Origin of the sequence: Ignatzschineria cameli (assembly GCF_003121895.1) — a bacterium.
GTDB classification, from domain to species: domain Bacteria; phylum Pseudomonadota; class Gammaproteobacteria; order Cardiobacteriales; family Wohlfahrtiimonadaceae; genus Ignatzschineria; species Ignatzschineria cameli.
This window is the reverse complement of the sequence record NZ_QEWW01000006.1, coordinates 69,158-87,102: the sequence shown is the minus strand read 5'-3', so window position 1 is coordinate 87,102 and position 17,945 is coordinate 69,158. Positions and strand designations below refer to the sequence as shown.

General features: G+C 42.0%; 15 protein-coding genes. 8 read left to right on the top strand and 7 right to left on the bottom strand.

Annotated elements, in window-relative coordinates:
- Positions 1 to 116: 116 nt before the first annotated feature.
- Entirely contained in the window at positions 117 to 521 is a 405-nt protein-coding gene (gene folB, locus DC077_RS08415) for a dihydroneopterin aldolase (protein ID WP_109217952.1), read from the top strand.
- 146 nt (positions 522 to 667) lie between these two features.
- Here the strand turns inward: folB and DC077_RS08410 are convergent, their stop codons facing one another.
- Entirely contained in the window at positions 668 to 1,927 is a 1,260-nt protein-coding gene (locus DC077_RS08410; protein ID WP_109217951.1) for a D-amino acid dehydrogenase, read from the bottom strand.
- Between the two features lie 231 nt (positions 1,928 to 2,158).
- On the opposite strand from DC077_RS08410, the gene DC077_RS08405 reads away from it, so the two are divergent.
- Both DC077_RS08405 and DC077_RS08400 read left to right on the top strand, forming a co-directional pair.
- Positions 2,159 to 3,583: an alanine/glycine:cation symporter family protein gene (locus DC077_RS08405; RefSeq protein WP_109201996.1), complete on the top strand. Its 1,425-nt coding sequence runs from the start codon at positions 2,159 to 2,161 to the stop codon at positions 3,581 to 3,583.
- A 304-nt stretch (positions 3,584 to 3,887) separates the two neighbouring features.
- The gene (locus tag DC077_RS08400; protein WP_109201997.1) at positions 3,888 to 4,295 is read left to right on the top strand and encodes a methylglyoxal synthase; all 408 of its coding nucleotides are present in this window, start codon (positions 3,888 to 3,890) and stop codon (positions 4,293 to 4,295) included.
- A 141-nt stretch (positions 4,296 to 4,436) separates the two neighbouring features.
- Here DC077_RS08400 and DC077_RS08395 read toward each other — a convergent pair whose 3' ends face one another.
- Positions 4,437 to 5,486 (bottom strand): S49 family peptidase, encoded by a 1,050-nt coding sequence (locus DC077_RS08395; protein ID WP_109217950.1) that lies wholly within the window; start codon positions 5,484 to 5,486, stop codon positions 4,437 to 4,439.
- Between the two features lie 120 nt (positions 5,487 to 5,606).
- Positions 5,607 to 6,956, bottom strand: a complete 1,350-nt coding sequence (gene ffh / locus DC077_RS08390; RefSeq protein ID WP_109217949.1) for a signal recognition particle protein — start codon at positions 6,954 to 6,956, stop codon at positions 5,607 to 5,609.
- A gap of 128 nt (positions 6,957 to 7,084) precedes the next feature.
- Between ffh and DC077_RS08385 the strand changes: the two genes are divergently transcribed.
- From DC077_RS08385 to gltX, 3 genes are all read left to right on the top strand, one after another.
- Positions 7,085 to 7,867 (top strand): cytochrome C assembly family protein, encoded by a 783-nt coding sequence (locus DC077_RS08385; RefSeq protein WP_109202000.1) that lies wholly within the window; start codon positions 7,085 to 7,087, stop codon positions 7,865 to 7,867.
- A 48-nt stretch (positions 7,868 to 7,915) separates the two neighbouring features.
- Complete coding sequence (tatC, locus tag DC077_RS08380) at positions 7,916 to 8,707, top strand: twin-arginine translocase subunit TatC (protein ID WP_109202001.1); 792 nt, start codon at positions 7,916 to 7,918, stop codon at positions 8,705 to 8,707.
- A 247-nt stretch (positions 8,708 to 8,954) separates the two neighbouring features.
- A complete protein-coding gene (gene gltX / locus DC077_RS08375; protein WP_192874933.1) occupies positions 8,955 to 10,373 on the top strand; it encodes a glutamate--tRNA ligase in 1,419 nt (472 codons plus the stop codon).
- 121 nt (positions 10,374 to 10,494) lie between these two features.
- Here gltX and DC077_RS08370 read toward each other — a convergent pair whose 3' ends face one another.
- The 3 genes from DC077_RS08370 to DC077_RS08360 form a co-directional block, all read right to left on the bottom strand.
- Complete coding sequence (locus DC077_RS08370; RefSeq protein WP_239990280.1) at positions 10,495 to 12,549, bottom strand: RNA-binding domain-containing protein; 2,055 nt, start codon at positions 12,547 to 12,549, stop codon at positions 10,495 to 10,497.
- Positions 12,550 to 12,605: 56 nt separating this feature from the next.
- A complete protein-coding gene (locus DC077_RS08365; RefSeq protein WP_109217948.1) occupies positions 12,606 to 13,940 on the bottom strand; it encodes a replication-associated recombination protein A in 1,335 nt (444 codons plus the stop codon).
- Positions 13,941 to 14,038: 98 nt separating this feature from the next.
- Positions 14,039 to 14,728, bottom strand: coding sequence for a LolA family protein (locus tag DC077_RS08360; RefSeq protein ID WP_109217947.1), 690 nt, complete (start codon positions 14,726 to 14,728; stop codon positions 14,039 to 14,041).
- Between the two features lie 360 nt (positions 14,729 to 15,088).
- Between DC077_RS08360 and gltS the strand changes: the two genes are divergently transcribed.
- Positions 15,089 to 16,342, top strand: coding sequence for a sodium/glutamate symporter (gltS, locus tag DC077_RS08355; protein ID WP_109202052.1), 1,254 nt, complete (start codon positions 15,089 to 15,091; stop codon positions 16,340 to 16,342).
- 150 nt (positions 16,343 to 16,492) lie between these two features.
- On the opposite strand, the gene DC077_RS08350 is transcribed toward gltS, so the two are convergent.
- Positions 16,493 to 17,167 carry a phosphoglycolate phosphatase gene (locus DC077_RS08350; RefSeq protein ID WP_109217946.1) on the bottom strand — a complete coding sequence of 225 codons (675 nt, stop codon included), beginning with the start codon at positions 17,165 to 17,167 and terminating at the stop codon, positions 16,493 to 16,495.
- A 320-nt stretch (positions 17,168 to 17,487) separates the two neighbouring features.
- Here DC077_RS08350 and DC077_RS08345 point away from each other — a divergent pair, with 320 nt between their 5' ends.
- Positions 17,488 to 17,826 carry a zinc ribbon domain-containing protein YjdM gene (locus DC077_RS08345; protein ID WP_109217945.1) on the top strand — a complete coding sequence of 113 codons (339 nt, stop codon included), beginning with the start codon at positions 17,488 to 17,490 and terminating at the stop codon, positions 17,824 to 17,826.
- The last annotated feature ends 119 nt before the right edge of the window (positions 17,827 to 17,945 follow it).

Here is a 17,945-nt window from a genome sequence, read left to right as displayed (position 1 = left end):
ATAGAGAAAAATGGTCGGCATCTACCGACCCTTTTTGATCTTCAAAACTTCTCATCTGATTACTGATGACCTCATCCCTCAATCAACGGGATTCATACAACCGTAAGGAATACTCTATGGAAAAGATTTCACTCCCTAAGCCTGATATTGTCTTTATCAAAAATCTTCAACTAGATGTTATTATCGGCATCTATCCCCATGAACGCACGACCCCACAACCTATCACACTCAATCTTGAGATGGAGTGGGATAATCGCCCCGCGGCAAATAGTGATGATATCAGCCTAACACTCGACTATGAAAAGGTTAGCAACTACATTAAAGATTTTGCCAAAAACTCCGCTTTTCAATTGGTAGAGACCTTTACCGAACTATTAGCTAAAAAGCTCATTGAAGAGTTTAATATTCCGGCATTGATGATTGAACTCAATAAACTCAAAGCCATTGAGCAGACAGATGCTGTTGGCGTTAAGATCTACCGAGAAAAAGGGCACTATCTCACCGCGGCGCTCAGCGAGTAGAAAACCGCCATCATTAACAGTAAATAATTCACAGTAAATAAAAATAAAATAGACAAAATAAGCACAATAAACACAATAAAAAGGCTCATTTTTCAATGAGCCTCCTAATATGCAATCTGGCGATTTATTAACGTTATTTCTTATCGTTAACGTTTATAACGCGTAATATCGAGTCCTTCAGTGCTGATTTCAGGCGTTTCACCTGCAATAAGATCACTCACATAGCGACCACATCCCGCAGCCATTGTCCAACCGAGTGTTCCATGACCAATATTGAGGAAGAGGTTATCATATTTCGCGCGACCTAAAATGGGTGTCCCATCTGGTGTTGCCGGTCTTAAACCGGTCCAGAAAATAGCTTCAGGAATATCGCCACCATCAGGATAGAGATCTTTTGTTACAAACTCTAATGTCTCCCGGCGACGAGGATCTAAACTAAGATCATATCCCATCACTTCAGCCATTCCTCCGACACGAATCCGCTCATCAAAACGGGTAATCGCGATCTTATAGGTCTCATCTAAAATCGTTGATTTAGGAGCCATCTCAGGATTGGTAATCGGAATGGTTAATGAATATCCTTTTAAAGGATAAACAGGGATCTCAATACCGATCGGCGCTAACTTCTCTGCACCATAACTTCCTAAACAGACCGCATAAGCATCTGCCGTTAAGCGCTCACCATCAACAATAACGCCGGTTACTTTCTTCCCATCGACTTCGATCTTATCCACAATCGAGCCAAACTTAAATTCTACACCTAATGCTTTAGCTTTCTCTGCAAGGCGACTTGTGTAGAGGTAGCAATCTCCCGTCTCATCATTAGGAAGACGTAATCCGCCTGCCAACTTATCAACGGTCTTCGCTAATGCAGGTTCTACTGCAACAATACCATCACGATCGAGAACTTCATAAGGAACATTAAACTCTTCTAATACCGCGATATCATTCTTAATCGCTTCCATCTGTTTTTCTGTTCTTAAGAGCTGAGTTGTTCCCAAAGTTCTCTCTTCATAATGAAGATCGATCTCCGCACGCAATGCTTTTAAGCAATCACGGCTATACTCAGAGATCCGCACCATACGCGCCTTATTGATCGCATAACTCTTCTCATTACAATTTAAGAAGAGATCCCACATCCACTTATACTGCTTCAAACTAGAAGTTGGACGAATTGCCAAAGGTGCATGCTTACTCTGCATGAGCCACTTAATTGCTTTCATTGGAATTCCTGGTGCTGCCCACGGAGATGCATAACCTGGTGAGATCTGCCCCGCATTACCATAACTTGTTTCAAGTCCTGCACCATCCTGTCGATCTACAACCGTTACTTTAAACCCTTTTTTAGCCAAAAAATAGGCGAGTGACGTGCCGACAGCACCGCTTCCTAATACCAATACTTGCATGATTACATGCCCCTCCTAGGCTCTAGTAAATACGCTTTGACTTTCATCTTTCTCTTTTTATGCTTATAATAATCTCTTTTTGAGATACTAGAAGCATAATGCATTTGTGAAGAGATCCATTATACAGAGTTCTCAAAATTAGCTTAAAAATTTGCCGTAATAGTTGACTTAAGCCCATGAACAAAGCTAGCTAATCCGCGCTATTTCCCACAGTTTTAGGAACTCTGATCAATGTCTTTTGATACATTATTAACCGCTTTTCAAACAATCCTTTGGGACTATCTTCTGGTCTACCTTCTTTGTGGAACAGGGATTCTCTACACTTTTCTCTTAAGAGGGATTCAGATACGAAAATTTAAGCGTGCTTTGCAAACCTTAATTGCGAAGTTCTCACTTTCAGGAAAACGTGCTGATAAAAAGGGGATGAGCTCTTTCCAAGCGGTATCAACCGCCATTGCCGGACAAGTTGGTACCGGGAATCTTGCAGGTCCTGCAACCGCAATCATCGCGGGAGGCCCTGGGGCGCTCTTTTGGATGTGGGTCTCCTCTTTCTTTGGGATGGCGACGATCTATGCCGAAGCTATCTTGGCGCAAAAATATCGCACCTATGATCGTACTGGGCAGATTGTAGGAGGGCCTGCCTACTATATAGAAAAGGGATTAGGCATAAGATGGCTCGCCATCCTCTTTGCGATCTTTATTATTTTAGCTCTCGGAATCATTGGTAATATGGTGCAATCAAATTCGATAGCATCTGCTTTTGAAAAGTCGCTCTCAATTCCAACTTGGATCACAGCGCTGGTAGTTTCACTGCTTGTGGCCTTCGTTATTATTGGTGGAATTCGCAATATTGCGGCGTTTACTGAAAAAGTTGTCCCTTCAATGGCCTTTTTCTATCTCCTAGGTGCCATTATCGTTTTGGGGATGAACTACCAATATATTCTTCCCGCCTTCAAAATGATCGTAGTGGCAGCATTTAACCCGGAAGCAGTCTTAGGTGGCGGAGCAGGAATCGCAATTCAGCAAGCGATGCGTTTAGGAATTGCTCGAGGTCTCTTCTCAAATGAGGCCGGCATGGGTTCAACCCCTCATGCCCATGCTGTTGCAAAAGTAAAAACACCAGAAGAGCAAGGTTATATTGCTATGATGGGCGTTTTTGTAGTAGGCATTATTGTCACTTTAACCGGTCTTGTTATTATCACTTCAGGCATACGTGGTTGGGAAGCTTCGATGAGTGATAATCCCTCTTTCCTCTCCTTTTTTGAAGGGCATGGCACCGGCATCACTATTACCCAATATGCCTATGAGATGGTTTTCGGCTCTCTAGGGGGAATCTTTATTGCGGTCTCTCTGCTCTTCTTTGCCTTCTCCACCATTATTGGTTGGTACTACTATGCAGAGACCAATGTCCGCTATCTCTTTAAGAGTCGCGCGGCGGTTCCCATCTTTCAATTGATTGCGGTTATCGGCATCTTCTGTGCGGCCTTTATCCATGTGGATCTTGTGTGGCAGTTAGCAGACCTCTTCAATGGCTTAATGGTTCTCCCTAATATCACAGCGCTTCTACTGCTTGCCCCGATCGTTGTGATGGAGACTACAGGGCTCTCTTGGCATACTATTCCACTTCTTGGAAAGCTGGGAAAAAGAAAGATATAAGAGCGATAAAACGATAATCACGATAGGAGCTGTAACAGTCATATGAATAATTAGAATAGTTTGAGTGATTAGAGTAATCAGAGTGATAACTAAGAGAGATCTTGACCATCACTGTTGCAAAATAGATTAGAGTACCTATTATCAATAGTACGTTTTAGCACATCCCTGAGATCTCTCGGAATAACGCCATCAATTTGGCACTCAATGCGCTAATACACCTCACTGTTTCACCATTTTAACTACCGTAGCTACTTTAACTACTGTAACTATTTCATAAACGGTACCGCCTAAAAGGATATTAACTATGAAGCCACTCTCTATCGGCTTAGTTGCCCATGATGCCAAGAAGAAACTCCTAGTCGATTGGATTGGAGATTATCTCCCCTACTTTAGACAACATAACCTCTATGCAACCGGAACCACAGGGTCCCATATTTTAGAGGCTTATCCTGACCTCTCATTAACAAGATTAAAGAGTGGTCCATTAGGTGGAGATCAACAGTTAGGATCGATGATCTGTACCGATAAACTCGATATGCTGATCTTCTTTACCGATGCTTTAACGCCGATGCCCCATGATGTTGATGTTAAGGCTTTAATTCGTCTCTCAACGCTCTACAATATCCCCATTGCCTGTAATACTGCAACTGCAAGCCTCTTAATGCAAGCTGTCTTAATCGATAATGATTATGACCATCAGTTAGAAGATTAGAGCTCCTATCATTATCAGCATCAATTACGGATATGCCGATAGGATTAGAAGACGCAAGATCGAATGAATAAAAGCGCTAGTGAGAGACCTCCCAATAGCGCTTTTTCTTATCCGATTTATTTTAAGATCGACACAGTGCCCTTAATAGAGCCCCAGCTGAGGTAATGCCGCTTTTATAGCAGAGATCACACCTAAGCCTAACTCCCGCATCATCTTACTCCAGGGATCTTCTTTCTCTGTAAAATCGATCAATGCCGGCGCTTGCCAATCTCTTGCAACAGAAGCTGCAGATCCTAAGCCATCAATGAGCCCCAAATCAAGCGCTTGCTCCCCATTCCAAACCAAACCACTATAGAGCAATGAATTATCAGGATCTTTTAAGCGGGTTCCTCGCCCCTCTTTGACCGCCTTGATAAATTGCTGATGTACCCCATCGAGTACCCCTTTCCAAAACGCTGTCTCAGTAGGATTTTGTGGAGAGAATGGATCTAAAAAGGCTTTATATTCCCCAGAGGTATAGAGCCGGCGCTCAATTCCCACCTTATCCATCAACTCTACAAAACCGAAGCTTGCCGCCGTAACACCTATCGATCCCACTAAACTCGCTTTATCGGCATAGATCTGATCCGCAGCTGCCGCAATATAGTACGCGCCTGATGCCCCGATATCCTCAATCACGGCAAAGAGCTTCTTATGAGGATAGAGTTCTCGTAGCCGATTGATTTCATCATAGACATAACCACTCTGTACTGGTGATCCGCCCCCTGAGTTAATACGCAATATAATACCGACCGCTTTCGGATCTTGATAAGCCTTTCCTAATGCCGAGATCAACCTTGCAGCACTAGCATCACTATTTTCCGCAATAATCCCTTTTAGATCGATCACAGCGGTATAACGATCTAGAAGGCGCCCCTCTGAATCTACCTTAATTGCTCCACTGTCGATCGATCTTCCAGCAAAAAAGAGTAAAACCATCAAAAGAAAGAGAAAGGCAAAGAGTAGACGAAAGAAGATTGCCCAACGCCTTTTCCGCCGAGCCTCTACCGTAGCACTATTGAGTGCATTTGCTAATGCCTCAGTTAGGCATGCTGAATCAACCCCGCTACCGACTCCTTCACTAGCTTGAGCGCTACTTCTTAATGCTCCTCGATCTAATTGAGGAATATGATTCCCTGGCTCTCTACTCATTGATATCTCCCTCTATTACTAAAAACCCTTATTGCTCAGCAATAAGGGTGATCTTATCTATAGCTATTTTTGATCAAATCTCTCTAACAGCACAACTTATTTTTATGTTGAAAGCGAAAATTAACGATGAGGCAACTTTCCTTTTAATGAGCGCATCATCTTTCTAACTCCGCCCCCTTTAAATTGCTTCATCATCCGCTGCATCTGATCAAACTCTTTTAAAAGCTTATGAACCTCTTGAATATTGACTCCTGCACCATCTGCAATTCGCTTACGGCGAGGCGCTTTAATCAGCTTATGATCTGCTCTCTCTGCCGGCGTCATAGAGTTGATAATAGCGATCTTCTGAACAAAGATCTTATCATCCACTTTACCTTTAGCTTTTTCCGCAATATCGCCCATTCCCGGCAATTTAGTCAAGAGGGTATTGATCCCCCCCATATTGAGCATCTGCTCCATCTGCGCTTTAAAGTCATTAAGATCGAGGCCTTCCCCTTTCTTAAATTTCTTCGTGATTCGCTCAGCTTCTTCTCTATCAACCTTTGCTTCCATCTCCTCAACAAGCGAGAGGACATCACCCATATCTAAAATACGAGATGCAAGACGATCAGGATGGAAAGGCTCTAACGCTTCAAGCTTTTCACCTACCCCTAAAAACTTAATAGGCTTTTGAGTGATATGGCGAATGGAAAGCGCAGCACCTCCACGTGCATCCCCATCGATCTTTGTTAAGACCACACCGGTTAATGGCAGAGCATCATTAAACGCCTTTGCCGTATTTGCCGCATCTTGTCCTGTCATACTATCGACAACAAAGAGCGTTTCAATAGGATTGAGCACTTGATGGATCTCTTGAATCTCGGTCATGAGCGTCTCATCAATATGTAGGCGCCCTGCTGTATCCACAATCAGAACATCAGCATTCATCAATTTGGCGCTCTCTAATGCACGACGCGCAATCTCTTGTGGCTTCTCATCACCTGTGGAAGGGATAAACTCTGCATCAACCTGAGCCGCCACTTTTCGAAGCTGCTCAATCGCCGCAGGACGATAGACGTCGGCACTCACAACCGCTACTTTTTTACGCTCTCGCTCTTTAAGGTAGCGAGCTAACTTCCCGACACTTGTGGTTTTACCCGCCCCTTGTAGACCCGCCATCAAGATCACTGCCGGTGGCTGTGTCTGCAGGTTTAAGGTCTCATTGCTCTCACCCATGATATTGATGAGCTCTTCATGAACCACTTTTACAAAAACTTGTCCAGGGTTTAAACTCTCGATCACTTCACGACCAACAGCACGCTCTTTCACCTGGTTAATAAATTCTCGAACCACAGGCAACGCAACGTCCGCCTCTAAAAGCGCCATACGAACTTCACGCAGAGCATCTTGGATGTTGCTCTCTGTTAATCTCGCCTGCCCTCTAAGGGAACGCATTGTTTGTCTTAAACGACCACTTAAATTTTCAAACATAAAAACCCTTTTTAGCTTTTATTTATAATTCTTATCAATTTTCTAGTAAAATCACTGTATAGTTTACTTGATATGGGCACTTCTTTAAAGTTCCCCCTTAGATATAAAAAGGTAAGAATCTTAAGATTATGACATTAGTATCACTCAATATTGGACTCTATCTTTTGTCGGCGTTATTTCTTCTTGTATATCTCTTCAAGAAGGGACAAAAATGGTGGTTGCCCCTTAGCTATATAACAATCTTCTCAGCGCTCGGCTTGCAAGTCATCACCTTGAGTCATCAGATCAGTTTGGGCGATTTCGATGTCATTAGTGCGATTGAAGCGCTCTCTTTAGCCTCAATTATTATGGTTCTTCTGATCATTCCCTATCTAAGAAGGCATCTCAATACAGCGATCGCTATTATGCTATTTGCAGCTGTGACGCAGCTCCTAACATTCTTCGATCATCAAAATGTTGGATTTAGCACACCATCACCTTGGTTAAGTATCCATATCTTAACCTCTATTATCGCCTATGCCATTTTACTACTTGCTTCTGTTCAGGCGCTTCTCCTCTATCTGCGGGATCGGGCACTCAAGAATCGTCGCTCAATCACACAGAAGTTTCCCCCTATTTTACGTATGGAGCTTCTTCTCTTTCGAATGCTCACCATCGGCTTTATCCTCCTAACAGTCAGCCTTGTAACGAGCTTTGCCTTCTTCGATCAGTGGTTTTCCCCCCATTTTATTCACAAGACTGTTTTAACAGGACTTGCATGGATTCTTTATGGTGCTATTTTATGGGCGCATCATTATTATGGTTTACGGGGTCGTCCTGCAGCAAAGTTTATCATGCTGACGGCGGTCATTCTGTTACTTGGAATTACAGGAACTCGCCTTATTCAAGAGTTTCTCTTCGCTTCTGAATAGCTTCTTAATTTTCGTTGATAACGCTTATAACCCGATAGATATCCGACTATGACAAACTCTACCGCTAAAGAACAATCCTTTATTCATCACTTGATTGAGTTGCGCGATCGCCTCATTCGTGCCGGTGCCGGTGTTCTTATTATCTTCTTAGCTCTAATCTATTTCCGAGATGATATCTACAACTTCGTAGCAACGCCCCTTCTCAATGTCTTACCTGAAGGGGGAAAGATGATCGCAACAGATGTTATTGCCCCTTTTATCGTTCCTATTAAGTTGACGCTCTGGGTCTCCTTCTTTATCGCGATTCCCTGGGTACTCTACCAAGTTTGGGGGTTTGTCGCGCCGGGACTCTATCAACATGAAAAGCGGGTCGCATTTCCTATTATTCTCTCAAGCGTACTCCTCTTCTATACCGGCATGGCATTTGCCTACTATGCCGTTATGCCGATTATGTTTAAGTTCCTCTCCGGTTCTGCCCCATCAGGGGTTGAAATGGCCACTGATATTGGCAAATATCTCTCAACGGTTTTACGCCTCTTCTTCTTTTTTGGCATCGTCTTTGAGATTCCCATTGTACTGATTATCCTGATCTCTCTACAGATTATTAAGACAGAAAGCTTAGTAAAAAAACGTCCCTACATTATTGTGGGTGTCTTTACTGTTTCTGCCATTGCAACACCCCCCGATCCCTTCTCTATGATTATCTTTGCAACAGCAGCGCTACTGCTCTTTGAGCTTGGGCTCTATATCGGTAAACGGATTGAGAAGAAAAGAGCGGCAAAATTAGCGGCAGAAGAGAGTTCTTTTGAGGTGGCAAAACAAGAGGATTCAGAAGCTTAAAGGCCTCGCTGTTGATGATTTATCTGCTCTTTAATTGAGTAAGAGTGTTATAATTACCTCCATTATAAGAGGGCTTTTATAGATGTTATCGCGATGATCTCATCGATAAGATTGCTCTCTTTACCTCATCTATAAATATCCTCTCTATCTTCATTCTAGGTGGCAGATCGAGCTACAAATTGTCGATATTGACAGAGATATTTACTATTTTATTCACCTTTAAAACTGGATAATGTGATCTATTATTATGGTTAAAACGCGCTTCGCCCCTTCTCCAACGGGCTATCTCCATATCGGTGGTGCTAGAACGGCACTCTTCTCCCATCTCTTTGCTCTTCATAACAAAGGTACAACGGTTTTGCGTATCGAAGATACCGATCTTGAGCGCTCAACACCTGAAGCGGTTGCAGCAATTATGGAGAGTTTAGAGTGGTTAGGCTTTCAATATGATGAAGGCCCTTACTATCAGACTAAACGCTTTGATCGTTATAAAGAAGTGGTTGCTGAACTTTTAGAGAAAGGTCATGCCTACTACTGCTACTGCACACCTGAAGAGTTAGCTGAGATGCGCGCCAAAGCGGAAGCGAAGAAAGAGAAGCCCCGTTATGATGGCACTTGGCGCCCTGAACCCGGCAAAACACTTCCTGAGATTCCAGAAGGTGTCAGTCCTGTAGTACGCTTTAAAAACCCACAAGTTGGCGTCACAAGCTTTACCGATCTTGTTCATGGAAATTTAAGCGTTCAAAATAGTGAGCTAGATGATCTAATTATTGCGCGTAGCGATGGTTCTCCGACCTATAACTTCTGTGTTGTTGTCGATGATGTCGATATGGAAATTACCCATGTCATTCGTGGCGATGACCATATCAACAATACCTATCGTCAGGTCAATATCTTCAAAGCATTAGGAAAGCCGGTACCCCACTTTGCCCATCTTGCAATGATCTTAGGAGATGATGGTCAAAAACTCTCTAAACGTCATGGTGCGGTTGGTGTCATGGAGTATTATGAGCGCGGTTTCCTTCCTGAAGCGGTGATCAACTATCTCGTTCGTCTTGGCTGGTCTCATGGTGATCAGGAGATCTTCACCTTTGAAGAGATGGTCAAATATTTCGATCTTAAAAATGTCTCTAAATCAGCAAGTGCTTTTAACACATCAAAACTTCTCTGGCTCAATCAACATTATATGATTGAGAAGAATCCTGCAGAATTAGGACAGTTACTTAAACCATTTTTAAAAAAATTAGGAATTCAGACAGAAACATCACCTGAGTTTGATAATTTCTTAACAAAAGCGGTTGAAGCGCATGTGAAGCGTTCAGAGACCCTCGTAGAGCTTGCAGAGATGATCCAATATCTCTTTGTCGATGAAATTGAAATTGATGAAGCAGCAAAAGCGAAACAACTTACTAGCGCATCCAAACCTGTTCTTGAAGAGTTAGTTCGCGTCTTAAGTGATGTGACGACATGGGAGCATGCGGAACTTGATGCTGCAGTTAAAGCAGTAACAAAAAATCTCGAGATAGGAATGGGTAAAGTGGGTATGCCACTTCGCACCGCGATCGTAGGCCGCACCAACTCCCCTAACCTAGATGAAACACTCTATCTTGTTGGGAAAGAGCGAACACTTGAGCGTTTAGAGAAGGCGATTAATCTGATTGATTAACTATTTCTCTACAAGTTTCTAGACCCATTAAAATAGAAAATAGCGTATAAAAAAGAGCGATCCTTTAATAAATATAAGGGGTCGCTTTTTACTATCCTATATCGCTATCTCATAGCATTGATTAATTTTCTGATCTTGTAAGAAGATTCAAATTAGACCTATAAGCTTGTCTTTCATGCGTTGGCGTTGCAGGAAAGGCTAGGGATAATCGCTGATCTTTAATTAGTTTAGTTAAATAGCTTCGCCGTAATGACTCTGGTTTACGTTTTAAAATCTTCGCTAATGATACCAGGGTAATAAATTGATCTTCACAGAGTTGTAGTATTAAATTTTCCATGATAGATCTCGCTAGACGTTGCTTATTTCTAGCTTCTCCTGCCATTTCGTATAGATGCATCTTATACTCAACCGTAAGTTTATCAATATTATCGATAATAGGTAATTCTAATTTATCACTACAAAACCGGCCATATGCATCTCTAACTTGATTGCTTTTTCCTAAGTCATCTCTCCCATTAATTACAGAGCTATCCTCGTTAGTTACAGAGCTACCCTCATTAATTACAGTGCTCTGTTCATTAATTACAGAGCTACCCTCATTAATTACAGTGCTGAGACGATGTGTATTATCAAACACATCCTCAGGCTTCAGTACTTCTGTTCCACTTAATGTATAGACAGCTCCACGACCGCCGGTACTATTTAGAAAGCCTTCTTTTACCAAATGTTGTAAGTTACGAGAAATATCGACGGAATGACTTGTACTAATCGCCTGTAGACGAGTATGCGTTACAACTCCTTCAATTTTTGCAATCGCCAAGGCCACCCTCTCCTCTTCATTTAGTAACTTAAATTTCGAGCCAAACTGAACGGCTAATCGCTGCATTGTCTCTTGCGGAAATAAATCGATCATGGTTAGTTCTAATAGAGTTTGATTATTAGGTTCTCTTTTTTCACGCAAATATGGAGGCAACCAGTGCTGAGATTGCCAACCTGATAATATTTTAGGAATCCCTGATCCTGCCTGTTCCCCAACATTAATCAATCGGAACATCTGATGCAGTTTTCGATTGCGACAATCCGATTCCCCACCTTGTAAAGCAACCTTTAGCGGAACTCTCATGAGCCCCGGATTACGAAACCCAAACATATCAGGTCTTTTTACAATTAAAACAGAGGCTCTATCGGTATAGTCCGCGTGGACAATACAATTAACCAATGCTTCCCTCAAAGCAATATGTATCGGAGTATCTTCTTGACGAACCCCATCTTTCAACTCAAAAGGTATTTTTAAATCTTGAACAAGCTTGGTATAAACCTTTCTATAAAAATCATAAAGATTTCCACTCCAAGATCCATCAGGTACAACTCTATCCACCCAACGAGCTTCTGTTTTAGCCCTAGGTCGCTCCTGATAATCAACCATATAGTTAGGAAAAACATCATTAATCACATGGTGCATACCAAACATTAACAACCCCGCTCTTGTTAACCCATGTTCTCCAGTTTCCCGATTAATACCATATGCCCCAATTCGTCGCAAAAATTCAATATTGTCTAAATCATTCAGCTCTGCATGCGGCTTCAAATTACTATATCTTTGTCGATAAGATTGCAACGACTCCATTGCCAAATCTTCAATTCCGTAATGAACTAAAATTTGATCATCTCGAATATCAACCTGCTCTGCTAACATTCTTTTCACGGAATCATCGTCTAATTTATAGTCTCCTTCATTCTGTCTTATATAGGTGTTATTTAGAGGATTGTTGTTTAAGTAAATAGGTTGCTGCCTCCTAGATGCTCTTGGAACCGCAATAAATAGTAGCTGTTTTCCCTCAATCTCAGCCTCTCGAACATATCTATCTGACAATATATTTTTATTCACTTTTGAACTATTGTTGATAGTGTTAAAAAAATCAGCCCTTAATTGATTAATATTATCTATCCCTTGAAGCTCAAATTGACCTGAAGATAACTCTTTCACACCTAAAACAATAATACCGCCATTTGTATTCGCAAAAGCACTATATGTTTCCCACAATGAATTAGGTATTCGTCCTTTTCCATCTTTCCCAGATGCCAATTTGCACTCAATATCAATATCTTCTTGTAAATCATCAAGACCTGAAATAATGAGTTGATCCATTTTCTGAATAATCCAATTCATATTCATAGCTACTATTCTTTCTCTTAAAGATGATTAATTATAAAAATAGATAGTTCTAATTATTATCTAGAGCGGTTATTTTTCCTTGCCGCTTCATCTAATTGATCTAAAAATTTAAGCTTCTCCCCAATTTGACGCTCTAGCCCTCTATCTGTTGGGTGATACCACTGAATCTCATCCATTCCATCAGGAAAGTAACGCTCACCGGCAGCATATCCATTTGGCTCATCATGAGCGTAGCGGTAATGTTGGCCATGGCCTAATTCTGCCATCAGCTTTGTTGGCGCATTTCGGAGATGAAGCGGAACTGGCCGCGTCTGATCTGCCGCTACAAATTGTCGCGCTCTCTTAAAGGCCATATAACCTGCATTCGATTTTGCCGCACAGGCTAGATAGATCGCTGCCTGTGCTAACGCAAGATCCCCCTCCGGGCTTCCTAATCGCTCATAGGTGCTTAACGCATCTGTTGCAATCTGTATTCCTCTTGGATCAGCAAGGCCTACATCTTCCCAGGCGATCATCAATATTCTTCGCCCGAGATAACGCGGATCCACACCGCTTTCCATCATCAAAGAGAACCAATAGAGAGCAGCATCAGGATCAGAACCACGAATCGACTTATGAAATGCCGAAATCTGGTCATAAAAATAATCGCCTCCTTTATCAAATCGCTTCGGCTGATTCGAAAGGATGCGATCTACCAATGCACAATCGATCCCATATTGCTCATCATTTTTCGCTACGACAAGTAGCTGCTGAAGTAGATTTAAGAGTCGCCGCCCATCGCCCCCGGCATACTCAATTAAACGAAGGGTTGCCGCCTCATCAAGATGATATTGCGGATAATATCTTGTTACTGCCCGCTCTATTAATGTGCGCTGAGCTTGCTCATCAAGTGGTGAGAGAAGATAGACTGATGCGCGCGACAAGAGCGCTTGATTGATCTCAAATGAGGGATTCTCTGTAGTGGCGCCAATAAAGGTAACAAGACCAGATTCCACAAAGGGGAGTAAGGCATCCTGTTGTCCCTTATTAAAACGATGAATCTCATCGATAAAGAGGATCGTTCTTCGCCCTTGAAGCTGATAAGCCTCTGCCTCTTTTATCGCTTCCCGAATCTCTTTTACCCCTGAAAAGACGGCTGAAAGGGAGATAAATGCTGCATCAAACTCTTTGGCGATCAGATTTGCTAATGTCGTCTTTCCAACGCCCGGTGGCCCCCAAAAGATCATTGAATGGGGTATTCCGCTACGAAAAGCTTCATAGAGAGGCTTTCCTTCACCTAGCAGTGCATCTTGTCCTACAATCTCTTCTAAAGTTTGAGGACGAGCTAAATCAGCTAAAGGGGAGAATTGTAATTTTGTCTCCTCTGCTAAATCAGAAAAGAGATCTTTCATCTATTTTATTCCATATTGGCATTGTAAGTGGAAAGGGGAAAAGGGGAGTAAGGAGAGAAAGGGGCGACAGTGATTGTGACAAATTACCCCCACGGCATCTATTTTTTTGTCTCATCGATCACATCAACATCTGCAGGAATAGTAAAATCGAAACGCGAGGCTGGAATCGTACTATTCTCTTGAACTCGTTTCATCACAAAGGAGATCTTCTGTCCTGTGACATCCTCTACCTTAAAGGAGTAGATCTTACGATTTGCAAAGATCACCTGAATATCCTTCACCTCTAAATCAGAACGCCCTACTTTTGGAGTTAAGAGATATTCACGTCGATCTCTTACCATTTTGATATCGAAGTATTGATCTAACGGCTCAGCACTTAAAAGAATCTGTAATACCGGATTATTCAGAACTTCTGAGAGCGGTTTAATGATAACCTGCATTAAATCCACATCATAAAACCAAAATTTTTCCCCATTGCTCACTAAGATCTGCTGATAAGGTTTTTGATAATCAAAGAGGAACTTCGGGGATGATATCCCTCTTTTCTGCCCCTTTGTCGATGATAATTGTTGAGAATTTCCTTCAACTGTTGGATTATTTTTCTCAATGATTAATTCCCCGGTAGTTGTATCGACTCGATCTTTAGTGATAATCTCTTGAGTGAAATTCGCCTCAAGCGTCTTAAGATTTTGAAAGTAGTCAACGATAAACTGCTGATTTGCTAGCGTCATTGCCGGAGTGAGGAGAAGAGTTAAAGGGAAAAACCATTGTAGAAATCGTTTTGTCATCGCAGATGGCCTCAGGTTAATTTTGCAAAGTTTTAGATCACTGAATTATAACAGATTGCCCTTTACTATAGAATGTATCCTCATTGGCATACCGTTTGATCCTAAGTTAGAAAAGGATCACCCCATAAAATGAGAAATCACACTGCGTTATGCAATAAATTAACGGCTTGTAATAACTCAAAAAGAGTTAAAAGCACCCATTTTAAGAACTACCAACCCTAATGGAGAGATATCTCAAAATCGATCTTCAATAGATATTTTTCGATTAGGGTATTGAGATAGAAGCCTTCTACTAGAAGGAGAATTGATTGAAAAATCGTTATTTTAGATATAGGAGTTACCCTAATGATCAGCTCAAACATGATTTCGTTTGATGTGTACGCTACGATCGTCATTGCTTGTTTAACCTTGCTTCTCGGTCGTATTGTCGTCGCAAAAATCCCTCTCCTCGATCGTTTTACAATCCCAAGCCCCGTTGCCGGCGGTTTGATCATTGCATTTACGATCTTAATCTTAAAAACTGTATTCGACTTTGAGATAAAATTCGATACAGCTCTCCAAACCCCGTTGATGTTGATGTTCTTTGCAACAATCGGTCTTAATGCAAACTTCAAAAGCCTCCTTTCAGGGGGTCTTTCCCTCCTCATCTTCCTCGTTGTTGTTATTATCTTCCTTCTTATCCAAAGTGGCGTTGGAATCGGCTTAGCAAAGGCCCTCGGCATCGATCCTCTTATGGGGCTTCTTGCCGGATCGGTAACACTTGCCGGTGGTCATGGTACAGGAGCAGCATGGGGCGAAGTCTTCTCTAAAGAGTATGGCTTTACCAATGCAACAGAGATTGCGATGGCTTGTGCAACATTCGGTTTAGTCTTAGGGGGATTAGTTGGTGGTCCTGTTGCGAGAATGTTACTTCGCAAACGTCAAATGACACTCGATACAACCATTATGGGGAAGGATCAAGATAAGGAAGCATCTGATAATATCACTGCATTTGAGCAGCCACGTGCTAGCCGCCGCATTACCTCTAATGCGCTACTTGAAACTATCACGATGATTTTGATCTCCATCACCTTAGGAACCATTATCTCTGATGCGTTAAATGGAACGAAATTTGCCCTTCCTACCTTCGTCTGTGTACTCTTTGTAGGGGTCATTATCAATAACGTTCTCTCACTCATCAGTGATCAAATTATCTTTGAGCGCTCTGTCTCTATTGTTGGAAACGTGAGCCTTTCACTCTTCCTTGCAATGGCATTGATGAGCCTTAAACTATGGGAGCTTAAATCCCTTGCAATCCCAATGTTAATCATCTTAACAGTGCAAGCGATTATTATGGCGCTCTATGCGGTCTTCATCACCTACAATGCAATGGGTCGTGGTTTAGATGGTGCCGTTTTTGCCGCAGGTCATTGTGGATTTGGTCTTGGTGCAACACCGACAGCGATCGCTAACATGCAGGCAGTAACAGAACGTTTCGGTCCTTCCACTAAAGCCTTCTTAGTTGTTCCGATGGTCGGCGCCTTCTTTATCGATATTGTTAATGCGATTGTGATTAAGCTCTATCTTATGACGCCACTCTTCCCTCAAGTTGCCTCTGCAGCTGTAGGTGGCTAATCAATAATTAGAAAATATCCCATTAAAAAAGAGCTAACGGTTTAACAAAATGATTTTGCAGATTCAAAAGCATCATTCTGTTACCTTAGCTCTTTTTTTTCCACAATTTTCCTCACTTTTCTGGCTCTCTCACCCCTCAGCCATACCCTTCTAAGCGCTGATTCCTAAAATGGCCAATAGCTCTTCAAAGTGATCGATCACATAGGTGGGATTCTCTTCTGAAATCAAGCGGCCAAAATTGTAGCCATAAGTGAGACCTACCGTTGCTACACCGGCCTCTTTTGCCGACTCAATATCATTTCGCGAATCCCCCACAAAGAGCAACTCATGCTGATAGAGACCAAAATGCCCTAATGTCTGATAGATAGGCGCAGGATGGGGCTTTCTTGCTGCAACATCATCAGCCCCTAAAACAAGATCAAATAGAGAACTTAAAGCGAGATCTTTCAATAATTGTGGCAGAAAGCGAGAAGGCTTATTTGTAATTAAGGCTAAGTGGTAACCCTGCGCTTTTAATGTTGTAAGCGTAACACGCACGCCAGGATAGAGCTCACTCCCCTTCTTTAATACATCAGCATAGAAGCGGTTAAAGAGATCATATGCCTCATCAAAAAGGCGCAAAGCCTCCTCATCACCGGCATCTTTAAGCGCGCTCTCAACTAAATTCACCGCACCATTTCCAATCCAGATCGAGACCTTTTCAAAGCCAGCAACAGGATACTCTAAGCTCTTCAGCATAAGATCGATCGCCTCTGTTAACCCTTTAGCGCTATTAATCAATGTCCCATCAAGATCAAATGCTACCGCTCTTATTTCTTTACTCATCTATAACTCCCATAATTGATTCTCTCACCTTAATTCACCCATCTTACAAAACCGATAAACTCATCAACCATTATAGCGACTTCTCTTATCGGTAAAACAGGAAAGGTGGATACGATGCCGGATCTCGCTCTCATCATCCTCCAAAGATAACCCAATGAGATATTTACAAAATCATCATATTAGCGCTTATCCATCTCAATATTCGCTTAACTCCTCGATTTTTAACTCTTATTTAGGTATATTGCCTCAGTGCCGAATTGGCGACAAAACTTACCATGATGCCAATTCAACCGATAAAATTTGATTTGGGAGAGAATACAATGCATAACTTACCCCCTTGCCCAGAGTGTCAAATGACACATACCTATACCGATACAGAGTTCTACTTCTGCCCAGACTGTGGTCATGAATGGTCTGTTAATGAAGAGCGTGTTGAAGAGGAACAAAAACCTGTAACACGTGATGCCCACGGCACGCCACTACAAGATGGTGATTCCGTCACAGTGATCAAAGATCTTAAAGTACGAGGATCTTCGATGGTGGTAAAACAGGGAACAATGATCAAAGATATTCGTATTATCGATGGTGATCACGATATCGACTGTAAAGTCAACGGTACGAGCTTACAGCTAAAATCAGAGTTTATGAAAAAAGCGTAGTAACAACTTCGCACCACTGAAAATGAGATAGCTGTCCGATATTGCAAGTGATATAACAGAGTAATGCTGATTGATATGATATAACAGCTCATTAAAAAAGCGTCTTAATCACAATTAAG